Below are 14964 nucleotides of genomic sequence, written 5' to 3'. Positions count from 1 at the left end.
GATACATGCGGTCGGACGCCGAACTGTGCGTCGAGTCGCCATGCCACCGTCTGGCGAGGACGCCCGCGGACTGGCGTCGATGTTCGCGTCGCGGGCCGACCACGACTCGGTGACCGCCGACCGCCTCTCCGGGAGTGCCGACGCGGTCTCCGGTCTCCGAACGCCGGTGGTCGGACGCCTCGTGCGCGGCGAGGAGCCGAAATTCCTGTTCGACGCCGACGAGAAAGGCGTCGGTATCGGCGGCCCGGAAGCGACCGTCTCGCCCGACCGCGGCGGCGTGTTCCTGTTCACCGACCTCCGAGTGTGTCTCGTCGTCGGCGTCGGCGACGAGGACAAGACGCTCAGTCTGGCGTACGAATCGGTTTCGTCCGCGAGCTACCACCGGGCCGTCCGCCGCCACCGGGTCGAACTCGCGTTCGAGGGCACGAGCTACCATCTCTGGACACCGACCAAGTTCGACCGGGACGCGGTCGAGCGCGCGGTCGAGTACGCGACGTACCGTCACAAGCAGGAGACGCCCGACACCGGGGGTGACGGGATGGACTCCGAGGAGACCGCGAGCGATTCGCAGAGCCAGCGCGAGCGACTCGAACGACTCGGCGAAGCCCACGCGCGCGCGGCCTCATCGACACCGAGGAGTTCGAGCGCCGGAAGGAGGGGTTGATGGACGAATAGCTCCGAAACCGAACTCCTTACCTGCGAACCGACTAACCCTCGATTATGACCGACGCAATCGTCGCCGAGGGACTCCGCAGAGAGTACGGCGACACCGCGGCGCTCGACGGCGTCTCGCTCTCGGTGGGCGCGGGCGAGGTGTTCGCGCTCGTCGGCCCGAACGGCGCGGGCAAGACCACGCTGGTCCGGGCGCTCACGGGCACGACGACGCTCGATTCGGGGTCGGTGTCGGTGCTCGGCGACCACCCCCGAAACCTCGACCGGTCCCGACTCGGCTTGCTCCCACAGTCGTTCGACCCGCCCGAGCGCCTGACCGCGCGCGAACTCGTGGCGTACTACGCGGGACTGTACGACGAGGCCCGGGACCCCGGTTCGGTCCTCGAATCGGTCGGGATGGACGACGACGCGACGTGGTACGAGAAGCTCTCGGGCGGCCAGCAGCGCCGGACCTGCGTGGGGACCGCGCTCGTCAACGACCCCGACGTGCTATTTCTCGACGAACCCACGACCGGTATCGACCCCGCGGGGCGGCGCGCGCTGTGGAGCCTCGTCGAGGACCTCGCCGCGAGCGGAACGACGGTGTTCCTGACGACCCACGACATGGCCGAAGCCGAGCGACTCGCCGACAGGGTCGGCCTGCTCGCCGACGGCCGCCTCGTCGCGGTCGGGTCGCCCGCCGAACTCGTGGCCGAGTTCGGCGGGCGAACACGGGTCGTGGTGGACCTAACGACCGATACCACCGACATCCCCGCGAGCGCGGACGCCGCGGCGTCCGCGCTCGCCGACGCGGGCTTCGAGGTCGAGACGACCGACGACAGTCTCGTGGTCCGGGGCGTCTCCCCCGAGGACATCGGCGAAGTCGTCGCCGCGCTCGACGCCGAGGCGGTCGCGTACGACGCGCTGGCCTGGACGGAACCCGACCTCGAAGACGCCTTCCTCGAACTCGCCGGGCGGTCGGTCGCCGACGGCGACCCGACCGCCCTCGCCGGAATGAACGACGACGTGGGCGAAAACCACGGCGAGACCGCCGTCGCGGAGGGCGACCGATGACGGCCGCGAGTCGGGTCCGGGCGGAGGCGACCGCGGCGTGGCACTCGTTCGTCCGGCGGCGGACCGCGGTGTTCTTCACGTTCTTCTTCCCGGTCATCCTCATCCTCATCTTCGCGGTGCTGGTCGGGACGAACCCCGGCGGCGGCGGCCTGTTCGCCGAGCCTGCGGGCTACTACCTGCCGGGCTACCTCGCGGTGGTCGTGCTGTTCACGCCGCTCTCGCGAGTCGGAAGCACGGTGGCGCGCCACCGCGAGGGCAACCGCTTCGAGAAACTCGCGACCACGCCGCTGACGCGCGCTGAGTGGTTGTTGGCTCACACGCTCGTCAACGCCGCCATCATCGGTCTCGCGGGACTCATCATCCTCGGCCTGATGGCGCTCGTGACCGACGCGACGCTCACGCTCGGGCCGGTCAGCCTCCTGCTCGTCGCGGCGTTCGTCGCGCTCGCGTCCGTCGTGTTCTGCGGACTCGGCGCGGTTCTCGGAAGCACGGCCGATTCCCAAGACGGCGTCATCGCCGCGAGCAACGCCATCGCGCTCCCGCTTCTGTTCCTCTCGGAGACGTTCGTGACTCCCGACCTCCTGCCCGCGTGGTTCCGACCTGCGATGGACCTCTCGCCGCTGACGTACTTCGCTCGCGGGGTCCGGGAGTTGACGTTCTCGGGTGGCGCGTTCGGCGGCGACCTGCTCGTTCTCGCGGGGTTAGCGCTCGCGTTCTTCGCGGCCGGAGCCTACGCGATTCCCGAGACCGACTGAGCGACTGACCGACTCACTCGCGAGGAGGTCACTCGCGAAGCTTCGAAAGTCGCTCTCGGACGGCGGCGTAGCGGGAGTTCGGCCCGTCGGATTCGGCCGCCGTCTCACCGTCGACGCCCTTCAGCCGGAGAATTTCGAGGGCCTCGTCGGCGTCGTCTTCGGTCGGCGTCTCGATTTCGAAGTTGTCGGTGTCGTCGGCGTCGCCGCCGTCGGTGTAGGTCACGCGAATCCGTTCGTCATCGACGCGCTCGGCAGATTGGACTCGATGGAGGGGAACGGTCGTGGACCAGCGAACCCGCCAAGCCAGCGCGAGTACGGCGACGGCGAGGCCCACGAGCAGGAGCCCCTCGGGGAGTCCGAGGTTCCCTGCAATCAGACTTCGCCCGGCGTCGAGGATTCGCGGGACTCCCACGAGCGTCGTGAGCGTCGAGAAGACGACAAAGAATCCGTTCCGGTCACGCAACCGCTTTCGGGCCACCCCCACGAGCGAGTTCTCGACTCGGAGCGCACCGCCGGAGACTTCGCCGCGACCGCGGTCGGTCCGGAACTCCCATTCGTCGAGCATCTGTCGAATAAACCGTTCGGGACGAGACGTGTTAGTGGTTTTGTATTTCAGTACCCGACCGCGTCGAGTGTGCGGTCGATTTCGGAGGCGTAGCCCTCGTCCTCGAAGTACAGCAGGTGGACAAGCAGGGGATAGAGCTGATAGATTTCGCATCGACCATCGAAGAACCCCGGGTCGATGCCGCACTCCTCGCGGTAGGTCTCGAAGAAGGTGTCGCCGAGCGCGCTCCCGAAGTCCACGTACGCGAGTTCGACTTCGGCGTGTCCGAAGTAACACGCCGGGTCGAGAAACGCCCGGATCGCCCCGTCTCGCACGACGACGTTGTTGGCCCACACGTCGCCGTGGAGCAGGGCGGCGGGTGGCGACTCGGGGAGCCACGAATCGAGATTTCCCGCGAGGCGCTCGATTCGCTCGGCGATGTCGGCCGAGAGGAGGCCCGCGTTTCGGGCCTTCTCCGCCATCCGGCGGAGTCGGTGGTCACGGTAGAACGCGACCCACGAGTCGGTCCACGGATTCGGCTGGCGGTACGGGCCGTCGAGCGTGTCGAACGGGAAGCCGAAGTCGCCGCAGTTCGCGGGGTTTTCGGGTCGCTCCTCGTGGAGCGCCGCGAGGTGACGGGCCACGTCGGCCTCCGCGCTCGGCGTGAGATTCCCATCGCCCTCAACGTACGCCATCACGAGCAGGTCCGCACTCCGGTGGTGGAGTTCCGGAATCGGGAGGCCGCGCCTTCCGAGGAATTCGAGCATGTCGGCCTCCACGTCGAGGGGCGTGTCGCTCGTCTTGGCGACGACGCGGCGGCCGTCAGCCAGCGTCACGCGGACCACCCGGCCGACCTCCCCGCCGTCGAGTTCGCGGGCGGACTCGACCGGGCATCCGAGCGCGTCGGCCACTTGGGAACGGAGAGAATTGCCGTTCTCGGTCATCGCCGGAGCGCGAGGACGGGCACGAGCGCAGCCATGTACTCGTCGACGCCGTAGATGTGGTTGAGCATGAGATACGTCACGATGCCGAGGGCGAGGCTCAGACTCCACGCCGCGGCCGCGATGCGACCGATTCGAGCGTGGGCGGTGTCCCGTAGCTCCTCGGGCGTGTGGGTCAGGCCGAGCACGACGGCGTACACCACCACGGGAACGGAGACGACCGAGAGGAAGATGTGAATCGCGAGCATCAGGAGGTAGGCGTAGTAGACGAGTCCGGTCACGTCGATGGACTTCTCGCCGCCCCCGCCCACCTTCACGAGGTAGATGACGAGGAACGCGAGGATGAGCGAGAACGCGGTGAGCATCGCGGCCCGGTGCTTGCGAATCTCGCCCTGACGAATCCACCGCCACCCGAGCAGGAGCGCGGTCAGCGCGACCGTGTTCACGACCGCGATGGCGTGACTCAGCAGGTCCACGGTCGCCCGGTCGAGTTCGGGGTAGATGGGAAGCAGGCCTGCGAACGTCCCGAGGACGAGGACGTAGCCGATGACCGAGAGGACGACGGTCGCGGCGCGCGGATTGTCCTTGACCCGGCGCTTCGCGGTTGCAGTTGCCATAATTCGAGGTTGGGACTACTTTCGTAAGTGCGTTCCTGTCTGGTGCTTGCAGGGCTATCAGCGGTGGGGTTGCGGGGAGACGGAGACGGAGACGGAGACGGAGACGGAGACGGAGACGGAGACGGAGACGGAGACGGAAAAATAGTGAGTTCCCTTTTGCGGCTAGCTACTCCCGGTACCTCTGAGAACCGCACAGCACCGCGACCGCAGGCCTCACACCTCCCCAGCCTCCTGCGTTGCTCGGCCGGAGGCCTGCGCTACTCGTCCCTCGCGCGACGGTGGCGCGACACGAGGTCGCGCCAGCGCGCGCCGATTCGGAAGGACACCAGCACAAGTCGTCTCCAAATCCACTTGCAGGAGTCCAACCGAAGTTGGCAAATATTTCCGTTAAAGTGAAACGCGAACGGACGGAACTGTGGGGTATGAGCGCAGATTCGGACCAGCAGTCGATTCGATGCCTCGTCGCCAAGGTCGGTCTCGACGGCCACGACCGGGGAGCGCACGTCATCGCTCGCGCGTTCCGGGACGCCGGATTCGAAGTCATCTACTCGGGGCTTCACAACGCGCCGGACGAAATCGTGCAGGCCGCGGTCCAAGAGGACGTGAACGTGCTCGGTATCTCCATCCTCTCGGGCGCACACAACACCCTCGTCCCGAAGGTCATCGAGGGTCTCAAGGAGTACGACGCGTTCGAAGACACTCTCATCCTCGTCGGCGGGGTCGTTCCGGACGACGACAAGGCCGAACTCAAGGAGATGGGGGTCGCCGAGGTGTTCGGCCCCGGCACGCCGATGGAAGAGACCATCGAGTTCGTCCGCGAGAACGCCCCGCGACGATGACCGGCGACACCGGACGCATCGGCGGCGAACACGCCGACCTCTTGGACGACCTGCTCGCGGGCAAACACCGCGCGCTCGCCAGGGTCATCACCAAAATCGAGAACCGCGACCCCGGCTACCGCGACCTCGTCTCGGCGCTCCACGACCACACCGGCAGTAGCGAAGTCGTCGGCATCACCGGGAGTCCGGGCGCTGGCAAATCAACCTTGGTGGACAAGGTGGCGAACTACTACCGCGAGCGCGGCGAGACCGTCGGCGTCATCGCGGTGGACCCCTCCTCACCGTTCACCGGCGGCGCGGTGCTGGGCGACCGCATCCGGATGGCGAGCAACGTCGGCGACATGGACGTGTTCTTCCGGTCGATGTCTGCCCGCGGGACGCTCGGCGGCCTCTCGACCGCGACGACCGACGCCGTCAAGGCGCTCGACGCCTTCGGCAAGGACAAGATTCTCATCGAGACCGTTGGCGCGGGCCAGAACGAGATAGACGTCGTGAAGACCGCCGACACGGTCGCTGTCCTCGTCCCGCCCGAATCGGGCGACAACGTCCAGATGCTCAAAGCGGGCATCCTCGAAATCGGCGACGTGTTCGTGGTCAACAAGGCCGACCTCGACGGCGCGGACCGCACGGTCCAAGAACTCCGCGAGATGCTCCACATGCGCGACGACCGCGCCGCGACCCTCTCGACGGGCCACCACGGCGCGAGTCGGAGTCAGGGCGGAAGCGAAGACAGCGAAGACGGCGACGACGAGCGCGAACGCTGGGACCCTCGAATCGTCGAGACGGTCGCCAAAGACGGCGACGGCGTTCCGGAGTTCGTGGAGACGCTCGCCGACCATCGCGCGTATCTCGAACGCTCGGGTCGCCTCGAAGCCAAGGCCCGAACGCGGTACGCCGAGGAGATTCGAAATCTGCTGCGCGACGATGTGGGGGAACTGCTGGAGGACGAAATCGAGCGACGGGGCGGGATGGCGGAACTCGTCGCGGGCGTGATGGCCCGCGAGACCGACCCCTACTCGGTTGCCGACGAAGTCATCGACCCGCTCGAAGGGTGTCTGGACGACTCGTAATTTGGATGCGTCTGTTTTCGGTGGTCGGTATCAGTAACAGCAGGAGTTTCGGTCGCGGTGGAGGTTCGAGGATATTCAGTACGAAGCTACCTACTCCGGGTACACGACTACGTCTCGGTCAGCCGCGCCGCAGTCGCGATATTCAGTACGAATCGACCTGCTTCCGGTACCTCGGGGAAACCGCACCGCGACAGCCACACCCTCCCCAACCGATTTCCTCACTCGTTTCACTCGTTCGGTCATCCCTCGCGCGGTTTGTCGCACCCACGAGGGGTGCGACCGCACGCGCCACGAAATCAGTCGAATCACGCGAATCCTCGTCCGTGGGTCACGGCGCGTGCCGGCGCGCTCTCGTAGCGCGCCGAGACGCGCGAGGGATGACTGAGTGACGCGCCGAAGGCGCGAACGAAGGAATCGGTTGGGGAGGCGTGTGGCTGTCGCGGTGCGGTCCTCATAGGTACCGGGAGTAGCTAGCCTCACGTATTCTCTCCCAGTGTCCGAAGCTCCACGTATACTCTCCCAGTTTTCGAAAGATGAGGTTCTACTACCCGTATCGGAAGTAGCTGGCTTCGTACAGAATCCCACGACCACTCAGAACACAGCCACGACTACGCAAAACCGAAACACCTCACGAAAACACCCTACAAAAACGCCCGCTCCAAAATTCCAACAACCCAACTCAGATGCCGCTCTCGAAGTCGTCGAGACCGTAGGTCGGCTCTGCACCGCGGCGGTCGAGCGTCTCGTTGGCGAGTAGCCAGTAGACGACCGACAGCGCCTTGCGACCCTTGTTGTTCGTCGGGACCACGAGGTCCACGTTGCTGGTGTTGTTGTTCGAGTCGCACATCGCGATGACCGGGATGCCGACCGTGATGGCCTCCTTGACGGCCTGTGCGTCGCCGATGGGGTCGGTCACGACCAGCACGTCCGGTTCGATGTAGCCGTCGTACTTCGGATTGGTGAGCGTACCGGGGATGAACCGTCCCGTGCGGGCGCGAGCCCCCACGGCCTCGGCGAACTTCTCGGCCGGGAACCGACCGTACTGGCGCGAGGAGGTGACGAGCACCTGCTCGGGGTTGTAGTTCGCGAGGAAGTCCGCGGCGATGCGGATTCGCTCGTCGGTCTTCGACACGTCGAGGACGTAGAGACCGTCGGTTCGAACGCGGTGGATGAACCGCTCCATGTCCTGGGTCTTCTGCTGAGTACCGATGTGGACGCCAGCGCCGAGGTAGTCCTCGACCGGGATGAGGAGGTCGGCTTCCTCCTGGTTTTCCATCACGTTCTCGTCGAGGTTCGGTCCCTCGTCTTCGGCCTCGTCGGCCGCCGTCGTTTCCTCCTCGTCAGCCTGTGCCGCCACGTCGTCGTCGGGGTCTACCGACGGCTCCGCACCGGATTCGCCCTCGGGTTCGAGGTCGGTCTCCGATTCGGCGGCTTCGAGGCCTTCTTCTTCTACCTGTTCGCTCTCGTTTTCGCTCATAGTTGTGAAACGTTCTGCTCGATGCGAATGAGTTCGTTCAGCTTGGCGGTTCGCTCGCCGCCGACCGTGCCCGTCTTGATGTACGGCGCGGCGGTCGCCACGGCGAGGTGTGCGATGGTTGTGTCCTCGGTCTCTCCGCTCCGGTGGGAGATGACCGGCTGGTAGCCGTTCTCGACCGCGAGTTCCACGGCGTCGAAGGCGTCCGACAGCGTGCCGATTTGATTCGGCTTGACCAGAATCGAGTTGGCCGCGCCCCGCTCGATGCCCGTTCGAAGTCGCTCGACGTTGGTGACGAACAAGTCGTCGCCACAGATTAGCGTCCGGTCGCCGACCTGCTCGGTGAGTTCGGCGAAGCCGTCGTAGTCGTCCTCGTCGAGCGGGTCCTCGACGTACGCGAGGTCGTACTCGTCTGTGAGGTCGGCGATGTGCGCGATTTGCTCGTCGGTGTCGCGCGTCTCGTCTCGGTAGTGGTACTCGCCGTCCTCGAACATCTCGGAGGCGGCCACGTCGAGACCGAATCGGATTTCGAAGCCGAACTCGTCTTCGACCGCGTCGGTCGCCTCGGCCATCAACTCGAACGCCTGGGCGTCGTCGATAGAGGGTGCCCACGCGCCTTCGTCGCCCTTCCCGGCGGCGATTCCTCGCTCGTCGAGCAGGTCGCCGACTTCGGCGTGGACCGCGGCGTTCGCGAACACCGCGTCTTGGACGTTCGGCGCGCCGACCGGCGCGGCGAGAAACTCCTGAATCGCGGTCGCGTCCGCGGCGTGTTCACCGCCACCGATGACGTTACCCAGCGGCGTCGGGAGCGAGTCCCCGCGGAACGCGCCGCCGAGGTGCTGGTACAGCGGCGTGCCGAGCACGTCGGTCGCGGCCTTCGCGGCGGCCATGCTGATGGCGACAGCGCTGTTCGCGCCGATTTCAGAGAAATCGTCGGTGGCGTCGGCCGCCCGAAGCGTGCGGTCCACGTCGCGCTGGTCGCCGACGAACACCTTCCCCTCTAAGCGAGGGACAGCGTGTTCGCGGGCCGAAGCGATGGCTTGGCCGGGGTCGAGTTCGATTGCCTCGTACTCGCCGGTCGAAGCGCCGCTGGGTGCGGCCGCCCGGCCGAATCCGCCGCTCTCGGTCACGACGTCGGCTTCAACAGTGCGATTCCCGCGCGAGTCGAGAATCTGGCGGAGTCGAACGTCGCTGACCAACGTCATCGCTGGCCTCGTCGAACCGTGAACGGAAGGACGCCAGCGTCGTACTCCTCGGCCGCGATGAGGATGGGTTCGGTCTGGTCGGTCTCGACCAGCACGGGCGCGCCGTACGACACTTGCAGGGCGCGCGACCCGATGATGCGTGCCTTCTCGTATCGGGAGTAACGTTGCTGAGCCATTACTGGTAGGGTGAGACGATGTCCACGAGGTCCTTGTGCGAGACGAGCATCCGACGGCAGCACTGACGCTCGACGCCGAGTTCGTCGAGGACCTTATCGGGGTCCTCGTCGCCCTCTTTCGTCTCGGAGCGCGCCTTGAACTCCTCCCAGTACTCCCCGACGACTTTACCGCACGTGAAACAGCGGACTGGTACCATCATGGGTTATCGTGCCTCCGTAATCGAGTTCGGGTTTCCTGTCATGGTAATCAACGGTAAGACTTCTGGTATCGAGCGCGAGCGCCGGGGCCGCCCCACTTCTTGGGCTCGGAGCGCCGGGAGTCGTTGACCAGCAGCGAGCGGTCGAACTCGATGAACGCGTCACGGAGTTCGGCGTCGTTGCTGTGCTGGACCAGCCCGCGGGCGATGGCGGTGCGGACCGCGTCGGCCTGCCCGCTGATGCCGCCGCCCTGCACGTCGATTTCGACGTCGACGGCGTCTCGCCGGTCGTCGCCCGCGATGCGGAACGGTTCGAGCATCTTGAGGCGGGCCATCTCGGGTTCGACGAGTTCGACTGGTCGGGAATTGATTCGCACGCGACCCTCGCCCTCGGTGACGGTGGCGCGGGCGATGGCCGTCTTCTTCTTTCCACTGGTGTTCGTTACCATGTGACGTTAGCACCTAAGTTTTCGCTGACTTCGCCCAGTTGGACGAATCGGATGTTCGAGAGTCGGTCGAGCGACGTTCCCTCAAGTATCTCGCCGTCGTCGTCGTAGGGATTGCCGACGTAGACGCGGACGTTCTCGAACGCCTCGCGCCCGCGGGCCTTCTTGTAGGGAAGCATGCCGCGAATCGCTCGCTTGAATATCATGTCGGGGCGCTTGGGGTAGTACGGACCGCGGTCCGAACCGAGGTTGGCGCGGGTCTCGTACGTCTCCATCACGTCGTCTTTGCTCCCCGTGATGATTGCGTCTTCGGCGTTGACGACCGCGACGCGCTCGCCGTCGAGGGCGCGCTGTGCGACCTGACTCGCCACGCGACCGAGGATACAGTCGCGGGCATCGACTACGACGTTGGCGTCGAATTCTGCGATACTCATCGAATCACCCGCACGTTCGTCCCGTCGGGGTTCTGTTCGATTGCCTGTTCAAGTTCAAGAGTCTCACCGTCTGCCTGCTGAATCTTCGTCTCCGCCGTGGACGAGAAGTCCACTGCGGCGACGGTGACGTTTTTCCGTATGGCACCGCTTCCGAGAACCTTACCGGGCACGATGACGGTTTCGTCTTCCTGGGCGTATCGTTCGATACGACCGAGGTTGACTTCCGCGTGCGTGCTCCGGGGCTTCTCGAGGCGGTCCGCAACAGTACTCCACACGTCGGCGCCCGAATCGCGGGCCTCCGACTTCAGCTCGGCGATGAGACTGGTGAGCCTCGGATTTGTCTTACTCATACTACTGCCTCCTGATTGGAATGAGAACTGAAGTGCAGGGAGCAGGATTTGAACCTGCGGACTCCTACGAGACAGCGCCCTGAACGCTGCGCCGTTGGCCTGACTTGGCTATCCCTGCACGTAGAACACACGTGCGCCCCTTCGTGGGCATCAGTGTGTACTGGGTGGCCCTTCAAACCAGTTTCGATGTAACTCGGGGTTCGCCCGACGGGAGGACGGTCGCTCCGCTCTCTGCCGGGCGCGAGCGCCGAAACGTGGTTCGAAGTGGCCTGCATGGTTCTAAAGCTGTACCGCTTGTTCGAGTTCGTCCGCGCGAGCGCCGATGGATTCGGCGGCTTCGGTGACGATTTCGTCTATCGAGAGCGAGCCGTCGGTCTCGACGTGGAAGACGAACGCGCCGTCCACGTCGTGGACCTCGACCTCCTTTCCGGGATACCGGTTGGTGAGGTCGTGGTCGAACGACTCGGTCGGGACGAGTTCGCCGTCGTCGGCTATCACGCCGCGGATGATGTTCGTCTCCTCGGCGTCGTCGTACTCGTCGCGGTCACCGACGACTTCCACGCGCTGGAGATGTCGGTAGCCGACCGCCACGCCGCCCTGGTGTTTGGCGTGGTCCTTCCCCGTCGAGAGGACGGCGTCGGCCTCGAGTTCGAGGCGCTGGTCGTCCTTCAGGTCGATGATGGGGACGTTGTCGTCGGCCGGTTGGACCATCTCGTCGGAACTCACGAGGTCGCCCGAGTAGGCGGTCCCCGGTCCCGACACGTCGAGACTGAGGGTGACGCTGTCGCCCTCCTCGAACTCGCCCAGCGGCGTGCTGAGGGGGACGAGACCCAGCCGAAGCCCGATTTGCTCGTCGAACATGACCGACGAGTTCTCGATGAACCGCACCGAATCTATCGAGAGCGTCGGCACGTCGGCGACGATGGCCCGCCGAATCCCGTTGGCGAACGCCGGGGTCACGCCCCGGACGAGGAACCGCGACTTCCGGTCCCCGCGTTCGATGAACTCAACGTCGAAGTCCTCGGTCATGGGTTAGAATCCACTCTTGCCTTTGGGCGCGCGCGTGCCGTCGTGGGGAATCGGGGTCACGTCTTCGATGCGACCGATTTCGAGACCCGCACGGGCGAGCGCACGAATCGTCGCCTGTGCGCCCGGTCCGGGGTTCTGCTGGAGATTCCCGCCGGGGCCGCGCACGCGGACGTGAACGCCCTCGATGCCAGCGGCTTTGACCTCCTCGGCGACTGTCTCGGCCATCTGCATGGCCGCGTACGGCGAGGACTCGTCGCGGTTCTGCTTGACGACGGTTCCGCCGGAGGACTTCGCGATTGTCTCCGCGCCGGTCAGGTCGGTGACCGTGATGATGGTGTTGTTAAACGATGCGTGAACGTGGGCTACGCCCCATTTTTCGTCGTCGTTTGCGCTCATTCGTTACCCTCCGCTCTCGCGGGATGCAGGTCGTCGGCCAGCGGACTGTTCTCGTCGAACGTGACGGTGTCCTGTTCGGCGACCTCGACCTTTCGGGACGGTGCCTGAACGCGCTGTCCTTCGACGGTGACGTGTCCGTGGACCACGAACTGGCGCGCCTGCTGTGGCGTCTGGGCCAGCCCCTTTCGGTACGCGACGGTCTGGAGACGGCGCTCCAGGACGTCGGTCACGTCGAGCAACAGCACGTCGTCGAGTTCGTCGCCGTCGTCGAGGATGCCGAGTCGCTTGAGGCGACCGACGAACTCCTCGCCCTCGGTGGCGTCGGCCTCGCCCTGCGCTCGCTGTGCGAGGATGTTCCGGGCTTCGCGGCGGTAGCCGCGAAGCTCACTCTGGGCGCGCCACAGCTCCTCTTTGTTGTGAAGCCCGTAGCGGTCGAGGAGGCTGTGCTCCTCGGAGATTCGCTCGCCCTGGAACGGGTGGTTCGGCGTCTCGTAGAACTTGGTGTTCTGTCCGAGCGCCATTATTCGTCACCCTCCTCGGCGGCCTCTTCGGCGGCCTGTTCTTCTTTGATTTCCTCGACGTTGACGCCGATGGTGCCCTCGGTACGGCCGGTCGAACGGGTTCGCTGCCCGCGGACCTTCTGGCCGCGCTTGTGGCGGACGCCTCGGTACGAGTCAATCATCTTCATCCGGTTGATGTCCTGGCGACGGCTCATCTGGAGGTCGTTGCCGATCTCGTGAGTCGTCTCACCGGAGAAGTAGTCGTTGCGATGGTTCGTGAGCCATTCGGGGACCTCGTCGGCGAAACTCTCGACGGTCTCGACGACCGTGTCGATAGTCTCCTGGTCGAGGCGGCCGAACGTCGCCGTTCGGTCAACGCCCGCCTTGTCGGCGATGATGCGCGCCGCTCGGCGACCGATCCCGTTCATCTCGGACAGGGACCGCTCGACAGATTTCGTCCCATCGAGGTCTGTTCGACCGATGCGGACGAAGTACTGGAGGTCCTCGTCTTCCTCCTGTGGTTCTTCCGTGCTCATAGTTTGATGTGTTGAAAGCGTCGAGGGAGGGATTCGAACCCTCGAGGCTTGACGCCACAGAGTTAGCAACCCTGCGCCGTGGGCCAGACTAGGCTACCTCGACACGCGTGCATTCATTTTCGCCCTTCCGGACTCGGGACCCGACGCCCCTACAGGTTTGCATCCAAACCTATCCGCGGTACCTATATAAACGCAACGAATCGAGGAAGCTACGGCGCGTCCGTTCGACCCTGCATCTGCCCGCTCTCCGATTCCACTTCGACGCCCTCGACTCCCCCGAGGTCCCCCCACGACCCGCTCTCGGCGTCGGCTTCCGCGTGGCGCACCGTCGGGTCGGTCCATCCGTCGTCGTACGCCGCGCTTATTTCGTAGCGGTCGGTCGTCCCGCCCTCTGGTCGAACTTCGATTCGCAGCGACTCCTCGGGCACGTAATCGACGGGACTCGCCCACCCTTCGAACTCGGTTCCGTCGTCCAGTGTCACCCGGAGGTGGTCGTCCACGTCCACGTCACCGAGGATTTCGACGAGGTCGCTCATACCGGCGAAACGCTTGGAATCCGGTTAAGCCTGCGGGCCGCGAGACCTCGCGGCCCGCAGGCTGGTTCCGAACTCCTCGATCTGGACCCGAATTCCTCGAAAACGACGCTCGAATCCCTCGAAAATCAGGCTTCGATGTACTCGTCGTTGATTTCCCACTCGTCGTCGTCGCCCCGGACCATGTACTCGCCGTAGTACGGCACCCGGTTCGCGACCGTCTCGCGGAACGTCTCGCGAATCTCGGGCTTGGTCATCTCGCCCATCGGTCTGAGGTCGTCGTTTCGATTCAGACACCCCTTGAGGTATCCTTCGTGCGTGACGCGCACGCGATGGCAGTTCGCGCAGAAGCTCTCGTTCTCCACGGGGTCCACGATTTCTACCATTCCGCCCTCGCCCGACTCTGCCGACCCGCCGACCCAGTACCGGCGCCGACCGTGCATCCGCCGAATCTCGACCTCCTCGGCCTGCTCTTCGAGCCAGCCGTGAACGCGCTCGATGTCGATTGCCCACTCGGGCTTGCCCGTCAACTCCGGCATGTACTCGATGAGCTGAAGCTGTAGTCCGTCGTTTTCAGCGACGTGCTCGACCATTTCCGGCACGTAGCCCGCGGTCTTCTCGAAGACGACCATGTTGAGCTTCACCGGGTCGAGTCCGGCGTCGAGCGCCGCCTCGACCCCCTCCATCACTCTGTCGTACGCGCCGCTCTTCGTCACCTCGGCGAACGCCTTCGGGTCGAGCGCGTCTTGGGAGACGTTCACTCGCTCCAGTCCGGCGTCCACGAGGTCGGGCGCGCGACCCGGCAGGAACGTGCCGTTGGTGGTCATCGACACTTCCATCTCGTCGGGCGTCCGGCGGATTATCTCCTCTAAGTCCTCACGGAGCATCGGCTCGCCCCCGGTGAACTTCACCTTCTCGACGTCGAACTCCCGAGCCACCTCCAGAAATCGAACGACCTCGTCGGCCGTCATCTCCCCGTCCTGCGGGTCCATCGGGCCGCGAGTGTCGCCGAGCCCCTCGTTGTGACAGTAGACGCAGTCGAAATTACATCGGTCGGTGAGCGAAATTCGCACCCCGGAAACCTCGCGCCCGAAGTCGTCCTCCAACATTACGTTGAAGCTTTCGCGTGCGAACCCTTAAAATCGCGGGGGAAGAACGGGGTTTCGTAACCGAATTTAGTTACGCCGCCACAGGTCG

21 protein-coding genes and 2 tRNA genes are annotated in these 14964 nt (G+C 65.2%); 5 read left to right on the top strand and 18 right to left on the bottom strand.

Features of this window, described 5'->3' with window-relative positions; all coding sequences use genetic code 11:
- The first annotated feature begins 40 nt into the window (after positions 1–40).
- The 3 genes from EKH81_RS11795 to EKH81_RS11785 are packed head-to-tail and all read left to right on the top strand — an operon-like array spanning position 41 to position 2480.
- Positions 41–664 (top strand): hypothetical protein, encoded by a 624-nt coding sequence (locus EKH81_RS11795; protein WP_132057652.1) that lies wholly within the window; start codon positions 41–43, stop codon positions 662–664.
- Between the two features lie 56 nt (positions 665–720).
- Positions 721–1725 carry an ABC transporter ATP-binding protein gene (locus tag EKH81_RS11790; RefSeq protein ID WP_132057651.1) on the top strand — a complete coding sequence of 335 codons (1005 nt, stop codon included), beginning with the start codon at positions 721–723 and terminating at the stop codon, positions 1723–1725.
- Positions 1722–2480: an ABC transporter permease gene (locus EKH81_RS11785; protein ID WP_132057650.1), complete on the top strand. Its 759-nt coding sequence runs from the start codon at positions 1722–1724 to the stop codon at positions 2478–2480. Before EKH81_RS11790 ends, EKH81_RS11785 begins: the two co-directional genes overlap by 4 nt.
- Before the next feature lie 28 nt (positions 2481–2508).
- Here the strand turns inward: EKH81_RS11785 and EKH81_RS11780 are convergent, their stop codons facing one another.
- From EKH81_RS11780 to EKH81_RS11770, 3 genes are read right to left on the bottom strand one after another with little or no spacing between them, the layout of a single operon-like run.
- Entirely contained in the window at positions 2509–3045 is a 537-nt protein-coding gene (locus EKH81_RS11780; RefSeq protein WP_132057649.1) for a hypothetical protein, read from the bottom strand.
- A 47-nt stretch (positions 3046–3092) separates the two neighbouring features.
- The gene (locus tag EKH81_RS11775) at positions 3093–3968 is read right to left on the bottom strand and encodes a fructosamine kinase family protein (protein WP_132057648.1); all 876 of its coding nucleotides are present in this window, start codon (positions 3966–3968) and stop codon (positions 3093–3095) included.
- Positions 3965–4582 carry a DUF420 domain-containing protein gene (locus EKH81_RS11770; protein ID WP_132057647.1) on the bottom strand — a complete coding sequence of 206 codons (618 nt, stop codon included), beginning with the start codon at positions 4580–4582 and terminating at the stop codon, positions 3965–3967. Before EKH81_RS11770 ends, EKH81_RS11775 begins: the two co-directional genes overlap by 4 nt.
- Before the next feature lie 422 nt (positions 4583–5004).
- On the opposite strand from EKH81_RS11770, the gene EKH81_RS11765 reads away from it, so the two are divergent.
- Positions 5005–5421: a cobalamin B12-binding domain-containing protein gene (locus EKH81_RS11765; protein ID WP_132057645.1), complete on the top strand. Its 417-nt coding sequence runs from the start codon at positions 5005–5007 to the stop codon at positions 5419–5421.
- A complete protein-coding gene (gene meaB, locus EKH81_RS11760; protein WP_132057644.1) occupies positions 5418–6491 on the top strand; it encodes a methylmalonyl Co-A mutase-associated GTPase MeaB in 1074 nt (357 codons plus the stop codon). Before EKH81_RS11765 ends, meaB begins: the two co-directional genes overlap by 4 nt.
- A gap of 679 nt (positions 6492–7170) precedes the next feature.
- Here the strand turns inward: meaB and rpsB are convergent.
- The 15 genes from rpsB to moaA form a co-directional block, all read right to left on the bottom strand.
- Positions 7171–7968, bottom strand: a complete 798-nt coding sequence (rpsB, locus tag EKH81_RS11755; RefSeq protein ID WP_132057643.1) for a 30S ribosomal protein S2 — start codon at positions 7966–7968, stop codon at positions 7171–7173.
- Entirely contained in the window at positions 7965–9170 is a 1206-nt protein-coding gene (gene eno, locus EKH81_RS11750) for a phosphopyruvate hydratase (RefSeq protein ID WP_132057642.1), read from the bottom strand. Before eno ends, rpsB begins: the two co-directional genes overlap by 4 nt.
- A complete protein-coding gene (locus EKH81_RS11745) occupies positions 9167–9346 on the bottom strand; it encodes a DNA-directed RNA polymerase subunit K (protein ID WP_132057641.1) in 180 nt (59 codons plus the stop codon). Before EKH81_RS11745 ends, eno begins: the two co-directional genes overlap by 4 nt.
- A complete protein-coding gene (locus EKH81_RS11740; RefSeq protein WP_132057640.1) occupies positions 9346–9546 on the bottom strand; it encodes a DNA-directed RNA polymerase subunit N in 201 nt (66 codons plus the stop codon). Before EKH81_RS11740 ends, EKH81_RS11745 begins: the two co-directional genes overlap by 1 nt.
- Before the next feature lie 47 nt (positions 9547–9593).
- Entirely contained in the window at positions 9594–9992 is a 399-nt protein-coding gene (locus tag EKH81_RS11735; protein ID WP_132057639.1) for a 30S ribosomal protein S9, read from the bottom strand.
- The gene (locus EKH81_RS11730) at positions 9986–10423 is read right to left on the bottom strand and encodes a 50S ribosomal protein L13 (protein WP_132057638.1); all 438 of its coding nucleotides are present in this window, start codon (positions 10421–10423) and stop codon (positions 9986–9988) included. The genes EKH81_RS11735 and EKH81_RS11730 overlap by 7 nt, the downstream gene beginning before the upstream one ends.
- Complete coding sequence (locus EKH81_RS11725) at positions 10420–10773, bottom strand: 50S ribosomal protein L18e (protein WP_132057637.1); 354 nt, start codon at positions 10771–10773, stop codon at positions 10420–10422. Before EKH81_RS11725 ends, EKH81_RS11730 begins: the two co-directional genes overlap by 4 nt.
- A gap of 33 nt (positions 10774–10806) precedes the next feature.
- A tRNA-Leu gene (locus EKH81_RS11720) sits at positions 10807–10891 on the bottom strand.
- A gap of 161 nt (positions 10892–11052) precedes the next feature.
- On the bottom strand, positions 11053–11802 hold the full coding sequence (locus EKH81_RS11715; protein WP_132057636.1) for a DNA-directed RNA polymerase subunit D: 750 nt from the start codon (positions 11800–11802) through the stop codon (positions 11053–11055).
- Between the two features lie 3 nt (positions 11803–11805).
- Positions 11806–12198 carry a 30S ribosomal protein S11 gene (locus EKH81_RS11710; protein WP_132057635.1) on the bottom strand — a complete coding sequence of 131 codons (393 nt, stop codon included), beginning with the start codon at positions 12196–12198 and terminating at the stop codon, positions 11806–11808.
- The gene (locus EKH81_RS11705; protein WP_132057634.1) at positions 12195–12719 is read right to left on the bottom strand and encodes a 30S ribosomal protein S4; all 525 of its coding nucleotides are present in this window, start codon (positions 12717–12719) and stop codon (positions 12195–12197) included. The genes EKH81_RS11710 and EKH81_RS11705 overlap by 4 nt, the downstream gene beginning before the upstream one ends.
- Complete coding sequence (locus EKH81_RS11700; protein WP_132057633.1) at positions 12719–13234, bottom strand: 30S ribosomal protein S13; 516 nt, start codon at positions 13232–13234, stop codon at positions 12719–12721. The genes EKH81_RS11705 and EKH81_RS11700 overlap by 1 nt, the downstream gene beginning before the upstream one ends.
- An 18-nt stretch (positions 13235–13252) precedes the next feature.
- Positions 13253–13337: transfer RNA gene (locus EKH81_RS11695), tRNA-Ser, on the bottom strand.
- A gap of 106 nt (positions 13338–13443) precedes the next feature.
- Entirely contained in the window at positions 13444–13770 is a 327-nt protein-coding gene (locus EKH81_RS11690; protein WP_132057632.1) for a hypothetical protein, read from the bottom strand.
- A gap of 125 nt (positions 13771–13895) precedes the next feature.
- Positions 13896–14876: a GTP 3',8-cyclase MoaA gene (gene moaA / locus EKH81_RS11685; protein WP_132057631.1), complete on the bottom strand. Its 981-nt coding sequence runs from the start codon at positions 14874–14876 to the stop codon at positions 13896–13898.
- Positions 14877–14964 lie beyond the last annotated feature (88 nt).

Origin of the sequence: Halorussus amylolyticus (assembly GCF_004143485.2) — an archaeon.
In the GTDB taxonomy this organism is placed as follows: Archaea; Halobacteriota; Halobacteria; order Halobacteriales; family Haladaptataceae; genus Halorussus; species Halorussus amylolyticus.
This window is presented reverse-complemented; position numbering and strand designations above follow the sequence as displayed.

Coding starts and splice junctions, on each gene's coding strand:
- EKH81_RS11690 (WP_132057632.1), bottom strand. CDS start 13,770: ATGAGCGACCTCGTCGAAATCCTCGGTGACGTGGACGTGGACGACCAC.
- EKH81_RS11745 (WP_132057641.1), bottom strand. CDS start 9,346: ATGGCTCAGCAACGTTACTCCCGATACGAGAAGGCACGCATCATCGGG.
- EKH81_RS11775 (WP_132057648.1), bottom strand. CDS start 3,968: ATGACCGAGAACGGCAATTCTCTCCGTTCCCAAGTGGCCGACGCGCTC.
- EKH81_RS11725 (WP_132057637.1), bottom strand. CDS start 10,773: ATGAGTAAGACAAATCCGAGGCTCACCAGTCTCATCGCCGAGCTGAAG.
- EKH81_RS11730 (WP_132057638.1), bottom strand. CDS start 10,423: ATGAGTATCGCAGAATTCGACGCCAACGTCGTAGTCGATGCCCGCGAC.
- EKH81_RS11715 (WP_132057636.1), bottom strand. CDS start 11,802: ATGACCGAGGACTTCGACGTTGAGTTCATCGAACGCGGGGACCGGAAG.
- EKH81_RS11765 (WP_132057645.1), top strand. CDS start 5,005: ATGAGCGCAGATTCGGACCAGCAGTCGATTCGATGCCTCGTCGCCAAG.
- EKH81_RS11770 (WP_132057647.1), bottom strand. CDS start 4,582: ATGGCAACTGCAACCGCGAAGCGCCGGGTCAAGGACAATCCGCGCGCC.
- meaB (WP_132057644.1), top strand. CDS start 5,418: ATGACCGGCGACACCGGACGCATCGGCGGCGAACACGCCGACCTCTTG.
- EKH81_RS11735 (WP_132057639.1), bottom strand. CDS start 9,992: ATGGTAACGAACACCAGTGGAAAGAAGAAGACGGCCATCGCCCGCGCC.
- EKH81_RS11790 (WP_132057651.1), top strand. CDS start 721: ATGACCGACGCAATCGTCGCCGAGGGACTCCGCAGAGAGTACGGCGAC.
- EKH81_RS11795 (WP_132057652.1), top strand. CDS start 41: ATGCCACCGTCTGGCGAGGACGCCCGCGGACTGGCGTCGATGTTCGCG.
- rpsB (WP_132057643.1), bottom strand. CDS start 7,968: ATGAGCGAAAACGAGAGCGAACAGGTAGAAGAAGAAGGCCTCGAAGCC.
- EKH81_RS11785 (WP_132057650.1), top strand. CDS start 1,722: ATGACGGCCGCGAGTCGGGTCCGGGCGGAGGCGACCGCGGCGTGGCAC.
- moaA (WP_132057631.1), bottom strand. CDS start 14,876: ATGTTGGAGGACGACTTCGGGCGCGAGGTTTCCGGGGTGCGAATTTCG.
- EKH81_RS11780 (WP_132057649.1), bottom strand. CDS start 3,045: ATGCTCGACGAATGGGAGTTCCGGACCGACCGCGGTCGCGGCGAAGTC.
- EKH81_RS11740 (WP_132057640.1), bottom strand. CDS start 9,546: ATGATGGTACCAGTCCGCTGTTTCACGTGCGGTAAAGTCGTCGGGGAG.
- EKH81_RS11700 (WP_132057633.1), bottom strand. CDS start 13,234: ATGAGCACGGAAGAACCACAGGAGGAAGACGAGGACCTCCAGTACTTC.
- EKH81_RS11705 (WP_132057634.1), bottom strand. CDS start 12,719: ATGGCGCTCGGACAGAACACCAAGTTCTACGAGACGCCGAACCACCCG.
- EKH81_RS11710 (WP_132057635.1), bottom strand. CDS start 12,198: ATGAGCGCAAACGACGACGAAAAATGGGGCGTAGCCCACGTTCACGCA.
- eno (WP_132057642.1), bottom strand. CDS start 9,170: ATGACGTTGGTCAGCGACGTTCGACTCCGCCAGATTCTCGACTCGCGC.